Annotated in this window: 15 protein-coding genes and 1 tRNA gene; 7 read left to right on the top strand and 9 right to left on the bottom strand. The window is 61.7% G+C overall.

Annotation, left to right across the window (positions count from 1 at the left end; genetic code table 11):
- Window positions 1–176 precede the first annotated feature (176 nt).
- From AC3ISG_RS16095 to AC3ISG_RS16075, 5 genes are all read right to left on the bottom strand, one after another.
- A complete protein-coding gene (locus tag AC3ISG_RS16095) occupies window positions 177–575 on the bottom strand; it encodes a YybH family protein (protein WP_122537875.1) in 399 nt (132 codons plus the stop codon).
- Between the two features lie 165 nt (window positions 576–740).
- Window positions 741–1,175 (bottom strand): DUF4124 domain-containing protein, encoded by a 435-nt coding sequence (locus tag AC3ISG_RS16090; protein ID WP_122624166.1) that lies wholly within the window; start codon window positions 1,173–1,175, stop codon window positions 741–743.
- A 67-nt stretch (window positions 1,176–1,242) separates the two neighbouring features.
- Window positions 1,243–1,737: a helix-turn-helix domain-containing protein gene (locus tag AC3ISG_RS16085; protein ID WP_122537879.1), complete on the bottom strand. Its 495-nt coding sequence runs from the start codon at window positions 1,735–1,737 to the stop codon at window positions 1,243–1,245.
- A gap of 470 nt (window positions 1,738–2,207) precedes the next feature.
- Window positions 2,208–2,297, bottom strand: a tRNA-Ser gene (locus AC3ISG_RS16080).
- Window positions 2,298–2,461: 164 nt separating this feature from the next.
- A complete protein-coding gene (locus tag AC3ISG_RS16075; protein ID WP_122624170.1) occupies window positions 2,462–3,211 on the bottom strand; it encodes a 3-oxoacyl-ACP reductase family protein in 750 nt (249 codons plus the stop codon).
- Window positions 3,212–3,330: 119 nt separating this feature from the next.
- Here AC3ISG_RS16075 and AC3ISG_RS16070 point away from each other — a divergent pair, with 119 nt between their 5' ends.
- Window positions 3,331–4,254, top strand: coding sequence for a LysR family transcriptional regulator (locus AC3ISG_RS16070; protein WP_205487587.1), 924 nt, complete (start codon window positions 3,331–3,333; stop codon window positions 4,252–4,254).
- Between the two features lie 55 nt (window positions 4,255–4,309).
- On the top strand, window positions 4,310–4,870 hold the full coding sequence (locus AC3ISG_RS16065; protein ID WP_489297424.1) for a cysteine hydrolase family protein: 561 nt from the start codon (window positions 4,310–4,312) through the stop codon (window positions 4,868–4,870).
- A 26-nt stretch (window positions 4,871–4,896) separates the two neighbouring features.
- Here AC3ISG_RS16065 and AC3ISG_RS16060 read toward each other — a convergent pair whose 3' ends face one another.
- Entirely contained in the window at window positions 4,897–6,342 is a 1,446-nt protein-coding gene (locus AC3ISG_RS16060; protein WP_122537888.1) for a SulP family inorganic anion transporter, read from the bottom strand.
- 204 nt (window positions 6,343–6,546) lie between these two features.
- Between AC3ISG_RS16060 and AC3ISG_RS16055 the strand changes: the two genes are divergently transcribed.
- A complete protein-coding gene (locus tag AC3ISG_RS16055; RefSeq protein ID WP_489299548.1) occupies window positions 6,547–7,755 on the top strand; it encodes an MFS transporter in 1,209 nt (402 codons plus the stop codon).
- A 9-nt stretch (window positions 7,756–7,764) separates the two neighbouring features.
- Window positions 7,765–8,925, top strand: coding sequence for a cell division protein ZapE (gene zapE / locus AC3ISG_RS16050; RefSeq protein ID WP_489297423.1), 1,161 nt, complete (start codon window positions 7,765–7,767; stop codon window positions 8,923–8,925).
- 138 nt (window positions 8,926–9,063) lie between these two features.
- Here the strand turns inward: zapE and rarD are convergent, their stop codons facing one another.
- Window positions 9,064–9,948: an EamA family transporter RarD gene (rarD, locus tag AC3ISG_RS16045; protein ID WP_122624175.1), complete on the bottom strand. Its 885-nt coding sequence runs from the start codon at window positions 9,946–9,948 to the stop codon at window positions 9,064–9,066.
- Window positions 9,949–10,252: 304 nt separating this feature from the next.
- Here rarD and AC3ISG_RS16040 point away from each other — a divergent pair, with 304 nt between their 5' ends.
- A complete protein-coding gene (locus tag AC3ISG_RS16040) occupies window positions 10,253–10,894 on the top strand; it encodes an HD domain-containing protein (RefSeq protein WP_489297422.1) in 642 nt (213 codons plus the stop codon).
- A 651-nt stretch (window positions 10,895–11,545) separates the two neighbouring features.
- Window positions 11,546–12,697 (top strand): MFS transporter, encoded by a 1,152-nt coding sequence (locus tag AC3ISG_RS16035; protein ID WP_489297421.1) that lies wholly within the window; start codon window positions 11,546–11,548, stop codon window positions 12,695–12,697.
- 15 nt (window positions 12,698–12,712) lie between these two features.
- On the opposite strand, the gene AC3ISG_RS16030 is transcribed toward AC3ISG_RS16035, so the two are convergent.
- Together AC3ISG_RS16030 and AC3ISG_RS16025 are read right to left on the bottom strand one after the other, a co-directional pair.
- Window positions 12,713–13,150 carry a carboxymuconolactone decarboxylase family protein gene (locus tag AC3ISG_RS16030; protein WP_122623449.1) on the bottom strand — a complete coding sequence of 146 codons (438 nt, stop codon included), beginning with the start codon at window positions 13,148–13,150 and terminating at the stop codon, window positions 12,713–12,715.
- 117 nt (window positions 13,151–13,267) lie between these two features.
- Window positions 13,268–13,756 (bottom strand): multidrug/biocide efflux PACE transporter, encoded by a 489-nt coding sequence (locus AC3ISG_RS16025; protein WP_241043638.1) that lies wholly within the window; start codon window positions 13,754–13,756, stop codon window positions 13,268–13,270.
- A gap of 120 nt (window positions 13,757–13,876) precedes the next feature.
- Between AC3ISG_RS16025 and AC3ISG_RS16020 the strand changes: the two genes are divergently transcribed.
- Window positions 13,877–14,764: a LysR family transcriptional regulator gene (locus tag AC3ISG_RS16020; protein WP_122537905.1), complete on the top strand. Its 888-nt coding sequence runs from the start codon at window positions 13,877–13,879 to the stop codon at window positions 14,762–14,764.
- Window positions 14,765–14,770 lie beyond the last annotated feature (6 nt).

Here is a 14,770-nt window from a genome sequence, read left to right as displayed (position 1 = left end):
TGCGCGCTGTCGTGTTGTTCTGGGGCCGACGCAAAAGCGCTGGCCCGTTATCTCGACCGGTGAACCCGATCGTGGCATTGGCAGTGGTCGGCATTGCGACCATGAATCAGATTAAGCAGTGTGTTGCAGGTGGGGCAGCCTCTGAGGGGCTACTCGCCACTGAGCGCGCGTGCGCGCTAGCCCGTCTTCACCGACAGGTGTTCGTGGCACGCCAGCCAGCGCGCGCCATATCGCCGAAAGACGATGGTTTCACGCTCGCCGAAATGGCTTTCTTCATCGCCGAATCGAACGTGGGTGTCGACGTCATGCATGAAAATGGCCACATCGCCTTGCAGACTGATGTGCGCGTTGCGCGACTGGCAACCCAGAACGGCAAAGCCATCGGCTTGCCATCCGGCCCACACATCGCGGTAAGCGGCGCGGGACAGCAAGGGCGCGGGCAGCGTGTGGAAGAGGAAGGTGGCGTCTTCAGCGAATGCCGCAAAGTAGGCGTCCGTGTCGTTGCTGGCGAACGCGTCGATGAGCGTTTTTGCCGCGTGCTGAACGGCGTCGTGGCGGGTGTCGGTGGAGGTCATGGCCGGCTCGTTTTTGTGATTCTGGCGATGGGGCCCGACTGTAAGCAGCTCTCACGGGGCATCACATCGGCGCCGGTAAAAACTTAGTTCAGAGAATTGAGAAGTAATGGTGAGCGGCAAGCGACAGGCGACAAGCCGCGGGTAATCAGTAGGCGAACGGCGCTGTCAGTTTCCTGAGGATCTCATCAGGCCGCTTTTCACGGGTTGACGAACCCGGCCACCCGAAGGATCGAAGCAGGCGCTGTCGTATCGCGGCGCGGTGCAGGTTGAAGGCAGCGCGGGTGGCGGGGGGCGGATGCTTTGCAGGCGATCGGCGATTTCTCGCTCGTTGGTGATGATCAGCTTTCTGCGTCGGCTCACTTGTAGAATTTCGGTGGCGTTCTTGTTCAGGCGGTAGGGGAAATCGGTTTCCTCCCACTCGCTGGAAAGCCGGGACGGAGGCGGCCGCTGCACGCTGGATTCGCCCACGTAGGTCGGGCAAGGGCTTTGGGCGAAACTGATAGCGCCGTTTGCGGCGACGCACTTGAAGACGTCGCCGTTTGCCACGTCGCACAAGAGCAACGTCATGACGGCGGCGGACAGTGCTGGAATTCTGATCATCGGAACCTCCCTGGATGGCGCAAGGCTACCATCTGAGAGGTTCAGCTGTCAGTCACGCTGATGGGGATCAGTGGGTTTCGTGGGCGGCTTTCTGGACTTTTGCCAGCGCGAGTGCTGCGAACATGTCGGCGTCACCTTGCAGCACCTTGAGGTGATCTTCGACATGGTCGGCGCTCGAGCGTGGCGCTTCGGAGTCAACCAGTCGGGTCACTTCGCACAATGCATTCGCCGTGATCCACAGGCTCTGACGCAGCTGGCTGATGATTTTCACCATGCTTTCCGAGCTGTCGAGATCGGCTGCGCTCTCCCTGTCCTGATTCGTCACCACCGTCGAAAACGTGGGTATTTCAGCGCGGGCAGAGGCGTCTACTCCGGTGACAACGCGGTTGATATCCACTCCCGCGGCGGCGATCTTGAACAGATAATCTGCCCTGGGCAACCGCTGCCCGCTTTCGTAATGCCCCTGAGCGTTGGCTTCCACACCACCGATGGCGCCCAGCGCGCTTTGAGTCAATTTCAAACGTTTTCTTTCTTGGCGCAAACGTTTACCGATGCCATTCATTTACCTTCTCCTGCGAATTCGCACCCTGCATGTCTCTCTCGCGGGTGCGCAATGGGGGCCGGAATACGGACTGTTTTCTTTTGGGGTAGCGCTATCCGTGTACGGGAATTGGAGTCATTCACAGTACGACGGGTAGACCTTAGCTGTTAAGACACCCAAATGGCGATTTTTCCGACGCTTTGCGTGGAAAAATAAACGCGGGGCGATTCTAGTTATTCCGGTGGGTGGGGTCACGTGGTCGTTTGAAGGGCGGGAAGGCGCGTGGCAAGGGCAGATACATCACCGCTCTACCAGTCCATGAGGGAACTGTGGGAGCGAGCTTGCTCGCGAAGAGCAGTTGTGACCGGAGAATATCTGGCGGTCGACATGCCGCCTTCGTGAGCAAGCTCACTCCCACATAGGCGAGACTTGCCAAGGGCCAGAAACAAAAATCCCCGCACGCCATAAGCGTTGCGGGGATCTTTTTAATGTGGCGGTGAAGGAGAGATTCGAACTCTCGATACAATTTCTTGTATACACACTTTCCAGGCGTGCTCCTTAAGCCACTCGGACACTTCACCGTATCTCTTCAGACGTTCAGTCTGTCGAGGCGCGCTAATGTAGTCGAAAGCTTTGTTGAAGGCAAAACTTTTTTTCAGAATTTTCATGCGCTTAAGCAAAAAGCGCGAAGCCCCGGCTCCTTACCAGGGTCCGGGGCTTTGCGTCGACGGCGAGGGCGCGTGGATCAGGCGCCGAAGCCGCCGTCGATGGTCAGGCTGGCGCCGGTGACGTAGCCCGCTTCCGGGCCGGCGAGGTAGGCGACCATGGCGGCGACTTCTTCGGATTTGCCGTAGCGCGGGATGGCCATCAGGCCCATCAGTGTGTCGGCGAAGTCGCTGTCGGCCGGGTTCATGTCAGTGTCGACCGGGCCGGGCTGGACATTGTTGATGGTGATGCCGCGTGGGCCGAGGTCGCGGGCCAGCCCTTTGGTCAGGCCGACCAGCGCCGATTTACTCATGGCGTAGACGCCGCCTCCGGCAAAGGGCATGCGATCAGCGTTGGTGCTGCCGATGTTGATGATGCGACCGCCTTCCTTCATGTGCCGTGCAGCTTCCTGGCTGGCGATGAAGACGCTGCGTACGTTAATGGCCAGGGTTCGGTCGAAATCCTCAAGGGTGAATTCTTCGAGCGGCGCAATGGCCAGCACGCCGGCGTTGTTGACGAGGATGTCGAGGCCGCCGAATGTCTGCACGGTCTTGGCGACGGCGCTGCGGATGTCCTCGGCGTTGGCGCTGTCGGCCTTGATGGCCAGGGCTTTGCCCCCGGCTGCAGTGATGCTGTCCTGCAACTCCTGCGCTTTGGCTTCCGAGCTGACGAAGGTGAAGGCCACTGCTGCGCCTTGTTCGACCAGCCGTTTGACGATCGCGGCGCCGATGCCGCGTGAGCCGCCTTGGACCAGTGCTGTTTTGCCGATCAGATTGGTGGGGTGCGTCATGTCGATCTCCGATAGAGGTGAGGAGTGGGTTGATGGACACGAGTATCTGCCGACGATTACCCGTCCGGTAGCCGTTAATCGAGATAGTCTGTGTAAACCGGAAGTTGTGAGTGAGCGCGATGGAACACTTCAGCAGCATAGAATGCTTCGTGCGCAGTGCCGAGGTCGGCAGCTTTGCCGAGGCTGCACGCCGGCTGAGCCTGACGCCCGCTGCCGTCGGCAAGAGCGTCGCCAAACTTGAGGCGAAGCTGGGGGTAAGACTGTTCCAGCGCAGCACGCGCAAGTTGACGCTGACAGAAGCCGGCCAGCGTTTCCTCGGCGAGGTCAGTGCCAGCCTCAATACCATTCAGAACGCTGTCGCCAACCTGGCCAGTGCCGAAGGCAGTCCCGCCGGCACCTTAAAAGTCAGCGTCGGCACCATGTTCGGCTGTCTGTATGTGGTGCCGCTGCTGGCCGATTTTCTGCAACGCTATCCGGCCATCACCCCCGACTGGCATTTCGATAACCGGCAGGTGGACCTCATCGGGCAGGGCTTCGACGCAGCCATCGGCGGTGGCTTCGATCTGCCCCAGGGCGTTGTCGCCCGCAAGCTGGCGCCCGCTCACCGCGTGCTGGTGGCGTCGCCGCAATGGCTGCACGCCCACGAAGGCATCACGCATCCAGACGACTTGCACGGCTGTGACGGCATTCTGATCCGTTCGCCGCAAACCGGGCGGATCCGTTCCTGGCCGTTGAGCCATCGCAGTCATGAGCAAAGCCCGCTGCGCATGAAGGTGCGCATGACCCTGAGCGATTCCGAGGCTGCCTGCCGCGCGGCGAGCCAGGGTCTGGGCGTCGCGCTGGTGAGCATGCCGTTCGCGCTGCCATACCTGCGCAGCGGTGCGCTGCAACGGGTGCTGCCGGAGTGGTATGTCGAGGACGGCAACATTTCCATCTATTACAGTGGGCACAAATTACTGCCGGGCAAAACCCGCGCGTTCGTCGACTTCATCATCGAACAGTTCGCCGAACAGCAATGGGCGCGGCATTTCAGTGCCGTTTAAGCACGTGCGCCTATTGGCTGAGTGTCCTTCCCGGGATTGTCTTAAAGGAACAAACATGCACATCCAACCGAAAGCGGCGCTGGTCCTCATCGACATGCAGCAGGGTATCAACCACCCCAAGCTGGGCCGGCGTAACAACCCTGACGCCGAGCAGCGCATGCTGGAACTGCTGAGCGCCTGGCGTGACAGCGGGCGCACGGTGATTCATGTGCGGCATTTCTCCCGCTCACCGGATTCTGTGTTCTGGCCGCAGCAATCAGGTGTCGAGTTTCAACCGGCGTTTACGCCGTGGGACGACGAAGGCGAGTTGCACAAACAGGTGCCCGATGCGTTCTGCCATTCGGCGCTGGAAGGTTGGCTGCGTGCGGACGGGATCAATCAGGTGGTGATCGTCGGCGTGGTGACCAACAATTCCGTGGAGTCGACCGCGCGCACTGGCGGCAATCTCGGCTTCGAAGTCATCGTGCCCCACGATGCCTGCTTCACCTTCGACGGCGAGGACTTCTTCGGTCAGCCACGCAGTGCTGAAGATATCCACGCCATGTCGCTGGCGAACCTGCACGGTGAGTACGCGCAGGTGGTGGCGACCGAGGCGATTGTGCGTGCTATCAGCTAAGCGGCGCTTGAGGCTCGATGCTCATCTCAAGCGTGCTGCACACCCGCGCGCTTGAGCAGCTTTTTGCAGCGTTCCGACAGATGCACCACACGCAGGTGTTTGCCCGCCTTCTGGTAGCGCTCGCGCAGGGTTTTCAGCGCCGCGATGGCGGAATAGTCCACGAAGATCAAGTGGCGGCAGTCCAGCGTGACGTGCTGCGGATCGTTGAGGTGATCGAACTGATCGAGGAACGGCGTGGTGGAGGCGAAGAACAGCGTGCCGTGCAGGTGATACATCTTGCTGCCGTCGGGCTCGACATGGCTGTCGGCGTACAGCTCGCGGGCCTGTTGCCAGGCGAAATTCAGCGCCGCGATGAGGATGCCGAACAGCACGGCGGTGGCGAGATCGGTGAGGACGGTGACGATGGTCACGGCGATGATTGCGAAGACGTCATTTAGCGGGACTTTGCGCAGCACGCGCAGGGAGGCCCAGGCGAAGGTCTGCTGGGCCACCACGAACATCACGCCGACCAGCGCCGCCAGCGGAATGCGTTCGATGAGGGGCGAGAGGAACAGCACGAACATCAGAATCATCACGCCGGCGACGATGCCTGACAGACGACCGCGGCCGCCGGAACTCAGGTTGATCACCGTCTGGCCGATCATTGCGCAGCCGCCCATGCCGCCGCACAGGCCGGACGCCAGGTTGGCGACGCCGAGGGCGACACATTCGCGGTCGGGGTAGCCGCGGCTCTCGGTGATTTCGTCGGTGAGGTTCAGGGTCAGCAGGGTTTCCAGCAGGCCGACCAGCGCCATCAGGATCGCGTAGGGCGCGATGATCCGCAGGGTCTCCAGATTCCACGGCACGTCCGGCAGCGACAGGCCTGGCAGACCACCAGCGATGTGCGCCATGTCGCCGAGGGTGCGTGTCGGCAGGTCGAACAGGTACACCAGCAGGCCGACGCCGAGAATGGCAACGAGCGCCGGCGGTACCGAGCGGGTCAGCCGCGGCAGCAGGTACACCACGGCCATGGTCAGGGCCACAAGGCCGATCATCAGGTACAGCGGCGTGCCGCTGAGCCAGCTTTCGCCGCTTTTGAAATGCTCCAGCTGCGCCATGGCGATGACGATCGCGAGGCCGTTGACGAACCCGAGCATGACCGGATACGGCACCATCCGTACCAGCTTGCCCAAGCGCAGCAGCCCGAACGCGATCATCACCAACCCGCCCAGCAACACCGTCGCCAGGAGGTACTGCACGCCGTGCTGCACCACCAGCGCCACAATGACCACGGCCATCGAACCCGCCGCGCCGGAAACCATCCCAGGACGCCCGCCGAACAGCGCAGTCAGCGTGCAGATAATGAACGCGCCATACAGGCCCATCAGCGGGTTGAGGTGCGCGACCAGCGCGAAGGCGATGCACTCGGGCACCAGGGCGAAAGAAGTGGTGAGTCCGGCGAGGACATCGGCGCGAAGACGGGCGGGTTTCATGAAATTCCTGAAGGGCGGGGTGCAAAGGGAGGGGATGTTACGGAATGTGAACGCAGACGGCCAGTCGGTGGGATGCCACACCCTGCCGCGTTTTACTCATTCTTCATGTGTCCCGTTACCCCTGATTGTGTAAGGATGTTTCCCTCAAACAGCACGCCGATTCCCGTCATCAAGGCTCGGCACGTCATGAAGGACAGAACACGGATGCTCGCTGCGCTCAGACACTACCCGGCTTCAGTCAATCTCCTGCTTTCTTCGTCGCTGTTTCTGACGCTGGGCAGGGCAATCACCTTGCCCTATCTGGTGATTTACCTGTCTTCGAATTTCGTTTTGAGCATGAGCGACATCGGCCTGGTCGTCGGTGGGGCGCTGATTGTCGGCTCGTTGCTGAGCCTGTATGGCGGCTACCTCACCGACAAACTGTCCAGTTATCGATTGATTCTGTGCTTCACCGGGTTCTTCGTCGCCGGTTTCATCGGCATGTGCGTGACCGGCAAGCTGTGGCTGTTCTTCCTGTTTCTGGTGTCCTTCAACTTCGCGTATTCGGTCATCGATATCGTGGTCAAGGCGGCGTTTGGCAAGCTGTTGCCGGTGGCCGATCAGAGCAAAGTGTTTTCGGTGCGCTACACACTCATCAACATCGGCTATGCCGTCGGGCCGTTCATCGGCGCAGGATTGGCGCACTGGAACATGAAGCTGCCGTTCGTGATGTCGGCGATTCTGGGCTTGGGTTTTTTCCTGGTTTACGCGATGTACGGGGACCGCAAGCTGAGCTCGGCGGACCCTGCGAACGCACCGATTTCCTTCATCGCCGTCGGACGCATCCTGCTCAAGGATTACCGGCTGGTGTGCTTCACCGTCGGCGGCGTGCTTAGCGCGGTGGTGTTCGGGCAGTTCACCGCGTACCTGTCGCAATACCTGGTCACCACCAGCACGCCGGAATTCACCTATCAGGTCATCAGCTCGGTGGTCGCGGTGAACGCGGCGGTGGTGATCTGCTTGCAGTACCTGGTCGGTAAACGCATCAGCCATCAGTACCTGAATCAGTGGCTGACTGCAGGTTTCAGCCTGTTCCTGATGGGCGTGGTCGGGTTTGCCTTGTCGACGACGGTGCTGCACTGGTCGCTGGCAGTGGCGGTGTTCACCCTCGGCGAGATCATCGTGTTCCCGGCCGAGTACATGTTCATCGACCGCATCGCACCCCCCCATTTGCGCGGCATGTATTACGGCGCGCAGAACCTCTCCAACCTCGGCGGCGCCCTGGGGCCGGTGTTGTGCGGCTTCGCACTGGCGACTCAGTCGGCGCATTTCATGTTTTACATGCTGGCGGCGTTCATCATCGCCGGCGGCTGCTTCTATCTACTGGGCGCCTCGTATTCCAGACGCCACGACCAAAACTCCACTGCGCAGTGAAGCGTCTCGATGACCGTTCTGTCTCCACTTGAGGCCTGGCAGCAGGCCGTTGATGCCCAGGGTTTTCAGCCTGACGAAGCCCAGCGCAATGCCGCACTGCATTTGCAGGCGTGCTGGCAGGCGTTGAATGACGGTAAGCGCGGCGGCGCGGTCAAAGGCGTTTATCTGTGGGGCCCGGTGGGGCGCGGCAAGACCTGGCTCATGGACCGTTTTTACGACAGCCTGCAGGTCCCGGCCCGGCGCCAGCATTTTCATCACTTCATGCGCTGGGTGCATCAGCGCCTGTTCCAGCTCACCGGCGTGGCCCAGCCGCTGCAGGTGCTGGCCCGGGAGCTGGCCCACGACGTGCGCGTGCTGTGCTTCGACGAGTTGTTCGTCAACGACATCGGCGATGCGGTGATCCTCGGCGGTCTAGTGCGCGCGATGTTCGACGAGGGCGTGGTGCTGGTCTGCACCTCCAATCAATTGCCCGAGCAACTGTACGCCACCGGGCATAACCGCGAGCGTTTCGTGCCCGCGATCACGGCGATCAATCACTTCATGGAGGTGGTCTCGGTCGACGGCGGCGAGGACCACCGGCTGCATCCCGGTCAGGCGCAGCAGCGTTACTGGGTGAAGGCGGAGCAGGGGCCGAGCGCGCTGGTCGAGGTGTTCGATACGTTGAGCAGCGGCGAGTCGGTGTCGACTCAGCCTGTGCCGCTGGGAAGGCGGCATGTGCCGGTGGTGCGCAGCAGTAGAACCGTGATCTGGTGCCGCTATGCCGACTTGTGCGAGCAACCGCTGGCGGCGATGGATTTCATCGAGCTCTGCGATCGTTACAAGGCCGTTTTGTTGAGTGAAGTGCCGGCGTTGAGCGCACCCCAGCGCGAGGGGCGCATTGCCCGTGGCACCGAGGATGGCGTTGAACAGGTCACGGCGGGGGACCGCGAGCTGCCGCAACTGTCGCCCTATGACGATGGCGTGCGGCGTTTCATTGCGCTGGTCGACGAGTGCTATGACCGCAAGGTACCGCTGTACGTCGAAGCCGCGATGCCGATGGCCGAGCTGTACACCGAAGGTTATCTGGCGTTTGCGTTTCGGCGCACGCTGAGCCGGTTGCAGGAGATGCAGCTGGCGCGGTTTGGTGTTGATGGTCATGGCGGTTCGCTGGACGAAAGGTCCTCTTCGTGAGCAAGCTCACTCCCACAAGTCTGGCGGCAACAAAAGATGCGCAGTCAACTGACGATTCCGTGGGCGCGAGCTTGCTCGCGAAGGCTTACATTCAGCCCAGACGAGCCGGAATGGCACGGGTCAGTTGCCGAGAGCCATTCAAGCGCGATGGCGTCGTCGCTGGGCCAATACATGCTTGGCGCCTTCTCCTACCAGCACCATGACCGCCAGCCAGATCGGCAAGTAGGTCATCCATTCATCGCGGCCGATGGATTCGCCCAGCAGCAGCGCAACGCCAACCAGCAGCACCGGCTCGACGTAGCTGAGCAAGCCAAACACGCTGAATGCCAGCAGGCGGCTGGCGCGAATGTAGCTGACGAGGGCCGACGCACTGATCGCCCCCAGCACCGGAATCAGCACATAGAAGCGTGGGAATTGTTCCACGACCGAAGGGTTGCCCTGGCAGATGAACAGCACCGCGACGGGCAGGATCAGCAGCATGTCCCACCACAGACCGCCAAGGTTGTCGGTCTTGAGCTTGCGCCGCAGCACGAAGTACAGCGGATAACCCAGGCAGACGAGCAGGGTTTCCCAAGAAAAACTGCCCAGGCGCAGCAGCTCGTTCCCCACGCCGACCAGCGCGCAGCAGGCGGCGATCTTCTGCAGGTGCGACAGGTGCTCGCCGTACACCACACGCCCGGTGAGAATCATGGTCAGCGGCAGCAGAAAATACCCCAGCGACACCTCCAGGCTGCGGCCATGCAGCGGCGCCCACATGAACAGCCACAACTGCGCGCCCATCAACGTCGCCGACAGCGCCATGCCTGCCAGCAGGGCAGGCGCCTGTCGCACCCGGAGGGCAAGGGCGCGGGCCAGCTTCCAGTCTCCACTGGAGAGCATGAACAGCGTCACGCATGGCAGGGTCAGCAGCATGCGCCAACCGAAGATTTCTTCACCGCTCAACGGCGTGAGGAGTGAGGTGTAGTAGTACATGACCGCGAACAGGCAGGAGGCCATGACCGATAACGCAACGCCCTTGTACACGGGGGCTCCTTGTTGTCGATGCATCAGGTGAGAGGTGCTGGAATGCTTTGATCGGCGGGCTCTGACGGCGCGCTTTGAGGGCACTTTTTAAAGCGCTTTTTGAGGCGTAGCGCACTGCAACGGCGCAGAGTTTATCCGAGGTCAGGCGGGCGGTCCGCAGCAATCTGGTAAACCGCAGGTGGGCTGGCAGTAAACGATGCACGTTTGGCAGAGAACGAGACCGCGCGCCGATTGAGCCGAGATGCGCCGTCGCCCAGACTTCTCTTCAACGCGCCACCCCGGTGCGGCCGCTGGAGAGATTCCCATGACTCAATCGATTGCTGGTATCAAGATCCCCGACAGCGCGCTGGCCCGCGCCACCACCGAGTACATCCGCGAGCAGGAAGATGACCTGCTGTTCAATCACTCGCGCCGGGTGTTTTTGTGGGGCGCGCTGACCGGTGAGCGCAAGGGACTGGCCTACGACGCCGAGCAGCTTTACGTCGGGGCGATGTTTCATGATTTGGGTCTGGTGGCGCAGCATCGCAGTGCGGACCTGCGTTTCGAGGTGGATTCGGCCAATGCGGCGCGGGCGTTCATGCAGCCGTTCGGGTTGTCGGAGGCGGATATGGAGCAGGTCTGGTTGTCGATTGCGTTGCACACGACGCCGGGCGTGCCCGAGCATTTGCGGCCGAACGTGGCGCTGGTGACGGCGGGCGTGGAGATGGATGTGTTGGGGATCAATTACGGGCAGTTCAGTGATGAGCAGCGGGAAGTGGTGACCCATGCTCACCCGCGCGGGGAGGATTTCAAGGAATGCATTTTGTGTGCGTTTGCGGATGGGTTTCGGCATAAGCCTGATACGACGTTCGGGACGGTGAATGCGGATGTGTTGGTGGATGAGGATCCGACGTTCAAGCCGCTGAATTTTGTGGAGATTATTCGGCAGTCGGCTTGGAAGGGGTGATCCTTCATCAAGATCAAGGGCGTCGGCCTAACGGCTCGACTGTTTCGCCTTCGGCGAGTTACTTGGAAAAGCACCCCAAGTAACCAAGGGTGCTTGCTCCTGGTTAGGTTCCTCCTTCGTCGGAATACCCTCACTTCGACGACGCTCCGTGGGCCCGCGCCGAACGGACATCCATGTCCTGACGGCGCTCTCGCCGCATCCATGCGGCTCGGCCCACTCCGCGTCGTCTGCGTTCGGCCTGCACCCAAGTCGCGATTGGTGGTGTCTGGACTTTCTGTGTACGAAGATCAAGATCAAAAGCGGATCAAGAGCAGATCAAAGGCTTCCCGGCTGAAGCCGGTCCTACAGGATGTACGCAGCGCTTTTCGTGGGGCCGGCTTTAGCCGGGAAAGCGTCGGGCGCCGCGCTGCAAAATGAATGGTGAACGCACAGGCCTCTTCCCGGCTGAAGCCGGTCCTACTGAAGCAATCGATCGTCCCCACGCTCCGCGTGGGAATGCATCCTTTGACGTTCCGCGTCGATGTCTTCGAGGTCGATTGAGGTGTTCCTGAGGGCACTTCCTTCAACATCGCTTCTTCGGCATTGTTTCAAGCTTTGTTAGGCTGGTCGCGAAGCGGGCCATGCCGGGCCGCTGTTTTCAACGGAGCGGCAATGACTTCGATCAGCACCGCAGCGCCTGTGGTACCGGGGCGGCTGGAGCAGTTTTCGACGCGTATCGCTTTTTTTGTCACCGGGTTCAGCATGTCGGCCTGGGCGCCGCTGGTGCCTTATGCGAAAAGCCGCCTCGGCCTGGACGACGCCGGCCTCGGGTTGTTGCTGTTGTGCCTGGGCATTGGCTCGATTGTGTCGATGCCACTGGCCGGGGCGATGACGGTGCGTTATGGCTGTCGGCGTCTGATCGTGATAACGGGCGCCATCGCCTGTGTGTGCCTGCCTTTATTGGCGACCCTCAGCTCGGTGCCGCTGATGGTCGCCACGCTGTTTGTCTACGGCGCGAGCATGGGTGCGCTGGGTTGCGTGACCAACATCCAGGCGATCATCGTCGAGCGGGCGAGCGGCAAGACCATGATGTCCGGGTTTCACGGGCTGTTCAGTTGCGGCGGGATTCTGGGGGCGGCGGGGGTGTCGGCGTTGCTGAGTGTCGGCGTCTGGCCAGGGCTGGCAATGGCCTTCGTTGCGCTGTTCATCGCCCTTGCGCTTTATAAAGCCGCGCCGCACTTGTTGCCCTATGGCAGCGAGCCGGGCGGGCCGGCGTTTGCGATTCCCCGGGGCGTGGTGTTGTTCATCGGTTTGATGTGCTTCACGGTGTTCCTCACGGAAGGCGCGATGCTCGATTGGAGTGCGGTGTTCCTCAGCGCCCAGCGCGGCGTCGAGCCGTCTTACGCGGGATTCGGTTATGCGGTGTTCGCTCTGTTCATGGCCATCGGGCGCCTGTGCGGCGATCCGATTGTCCGGCGCCTCGGTGTACACAAAATCATTCTGTTTGGCGGGCTGTGCGCGGCGGCCGGGATGACCGTCGCGACGTTGATCCCGGTCTGGCAGGCGGCGTTGTGCGGGTACGCGCTGGTGGGCATCGGCTGTTCCAACATCGTGCCGGTGTTTTACAGCGCGGTCGGCCGGCAGAAAACCATGCCGGAGAACGTGGCAGTGCCGGCGATCACCACGTTGGGTTACATCGGCATCCTGATGGGCCCGGCCGGCATCGGTTTTGTCGCCCACCTCAGCAGCCTCGGCGCGGCGTTCATGATCATCGCCGTGATGCTGCTGGGTGTGGCGATCAGCGGGCGGTTCTTGCGGGTGTAAGGCCCATAACGGAAATCAGCTCGGCATCATCGCAAAGCCCACACCGAAGCGGTTCCAGGCGTTGATGGTGGCGACGGCCAGGGTGATGTTGACCACCTCGGCGTCGCTGTAGTGCTTGAACAACGCTTCGTACTGATGCTGCGGCGCGCGGTGCACGGGCAGCAGGGTCAGGCTTTCCACCCAGGCGAGTACGACTTTTTCCTTTTCGGTGAAGAATTCGGTTTCTTCCCACACGCTTAAGGTCTGCAGACGGGCCTCGGTTTCGCCGGCCTTGCGGGCGTCATTGGCGTGCATGTTGACGCAATACGCACAGCCGTTGAGCTGCGAGGCACGCAGACGGATCAGCTCCAGCAGCGAATGATCCAGCCCGGATTTGCTCAGCGCCGTCTCCAGGCCGACCATGGCTTTATAGGCTTCGGGCGATTTCTGGGCCCAATTGATTCGGTTGTTCATGTGGGTGCTCTCTTCAAAGTGGCCGGCGGATGCCGCTGGACGTGGCGAAATGTTACGCCGGCGCTGCGGCCCGTCGAATAGCCAATGAAGGAGGTTTAGAGGAGACCAATCACGCCGCTATCGATCTGCGGCGCACGGTTGCGGGCGGTCGAGCAGACGCTCGCGAATCCGGTCGTACGCCAGGTTGAACAGCATCGTGTACGGCAAAAACAGCAGCAACAGGCCGATGTCCAGCACAAAGGCTTCCAGCAGGCTGATCGACAGCCACCACGCCACCATTGGCACCACCATGAACACCAGCCCCACTTCAAAGCTGATGGCATGCAGTGCCCGCGCCTTGAGATTCAGGGCGAAACCCCACCGGGCGCGCAGACGGTCGAACCCGGCGTTGAACACCATGTTCCAGAGCATGGCGACCGTGGAAATCATCACCGTCATCGCGCCCATCTTGCCGATGGATTGGCCGAGCACCCAGGCCAGCCCGGGCGCGAACATCAGCACGCCGATCAGCTCGAACAGCAGCGCATGCAGCGCGCGCTCTTTGAGGGACTTTCGCGAAACGACCGGTTTCGCGGTCTTGTGGGGCATGAGCGTGTGCAGAGGCATGTCGGTGATCACTTTCTCGCGGGCAGGTGTGCATTGTCGGGGCGCAATGGTCTAGAGTGAAAATCGGTCCCATCGGAAAAACCGATGGGGACGTCACATGCACTTCAGAGGTGTCCCTCCGTGAGCTATTCCCCCGAAGCCCTTGAAGCCTTCGCGCAGACCATTGCACTGGGCTCGTTCAGCGCCGCCGCCCGCCGCCTGGGCAAGAGTCAGTCGACCATCAGCGAGGCGATTTCGCGGCTTGAGATCGACCTGGGCCTGGAGCTGTTCGACCGCTCCACCCGACATCCCGCGTTGACCGAAGCGGGCAGGGCGCTGGAAGGGCGCATCGAGGACGTACTCGCGGCGTCCGATACGCTGCGTCGCGCGGCGGGGCGTCTGGCGGAAGGCATGGAGCCGCGCCTGACGCTGGTGCTGTCCGATGCCAACCAGTTCGCTGAATTTCAGGCGCGCATGACCGAACTCGATCAGCGCTTTCCAGAGCTGGAACTGGAGTGTGTGTTTGCCGAACACGGTGACGCGATCAACTTGATCCAGAGCGGTCGGGCGTCCCTGGGATTGCTGTCGGCCCAGGCGTCGTATCCGCCGGAGGTGGGTTACGCGACCATCGTCGAGCGCGCAGACTTCGGCATCTTCGTTTCCCACAGCCACCCGCTGGCCGCAGAAGACGCCGTCGATTATCGCCATCTGGCGCAGCATCGGGCGTTGCGCCTGAACACCATCGTTGACGAGAGCGTGCCCACCGACGACCTGCCCAGCGGCGCGCGACGCAGCTGGTCAGCGCCCAATTACCTGCTGTTGATGGACATGGCGATCTTCGGATTCGGCTGGTCGGCGCTGCCGCGCTGGCTGGTCAGCACCTGCGGTCAGGGTCGGTTGAAGGAACTCACGGTGCCGGGTTGGCCGCGCAGCTCGGCGGTCGACGTGATCTGGTCCCGGCAAAAAAGCCTGGGCCCGGCGGGGACCTGGTTGCTGGATACGCTGCTGGAGGGGCGGGGAGGGTATTGATCCGGC

This window comes from Pseudomonas sp. GL_135, from assembly GCF_057834665.1.
Note: the sequence above shows the minus strand (reverse complement) of the source record. Positions and strands in the feature narration are given on the sequence as shown.

Excerpts from the sequence above, each read along its gene's own strand:
- AC3ISG_RS16035 (WP_489297421.1), top strand. The coding sequence starts at position 11,546 with ATGACTTCGATCAGCACCGCAGCGCCTGTGGTACCGGGGCGGCTGGAG.
- AC3ISG_RS16075 (WP_122624170.1), bottom strand. The coding sequence starts at position 3,211 with ATGACGCACCCCACCAATCTGATCGGCAAAACAGCACTGGTCCAAGGC.
- AC3ISG_RS16040 (WP_489297422.1), top strand. The coding sequence starts at position 10,253 with ATGACTCAATCGATTGCTGGTATCAAGATCCCCGACAGCGCGCTGGCC.
- AC3ISG_RS16095 (WP_122537875.1), bottom strand. The coding sequence starts at position 575 with ATGACCTCCACCGACACCCGCCACGACGCCGTTCAGCACGCGGCAAAA.
- AC3ISG_RS16025 (WP_241043638.1), bottom strand. The coding sequence starts at position 13,756 with ATGCCTCTGCACACGCTCATGCCCCACAAGACCGCGAAACCGGTCGTT.
- AC3ISG_RS16070 (WP_205487587.1), top strand. The coding sequence starts at position 3,331 with ATGGAACACTTCAGCAGCATAGAATGCTTCGTGCGCAGTGCCGAGGTC.
- AC3ISG_RS16085 (WP_122537879.1), bottom strand. The coding sequence starts at position 1,737 with ATGAATGGCATCGGTAAACGTTTGCGCCAAGAAAGAAAACGTTTGAAA.
- AC3ISG_RS16090 (WP_122624166.1), bottom strand. The coding sequence starts at position 1,175 with ATGATCAGAATTCCAGCACTGTCCGCCGCCGTCATGACGTTGCTCTTG.
- AC3ISG_RS16055 (WP_489299548.1), top strand. The coding sequence starts at position 6,547 with ATGCTCGCTGCGCTCAGACACTACCCGGCTTCAGTCAATCTCCTGCTT.
- AC3ISG_RS16065 (WP_489297424.1), top strand. The coding sequence starts at position 4,310 with ATGCACATCCAACCGAAAGCGGCGCTGGTCCTCATCGACATGCAGCAG.
- AC3ISG_RS16030 (WP_122623449.1), bottom strand. The coding sequence starts at position 13,150 with ATGAACAACCGAATCAATTGGGCCCAGAAATCGCCCGAAGCCTATAAA.
- AC3ISG_RS16060 (WP_122537888.1), bottom strand. The coding sequence starts at position 6,342 with ATGAAACCCGCCCGTCTTCGCGCCGATGTCCTCGCCGGACTCACCACT.
- zapE (WP_489297423.1), top strand. The coding sequence starts at position 7,765 with ATGACCGTTCTGTCTCCACTTGAGGCCTGGCAGCAGGCCGTTGATGCC.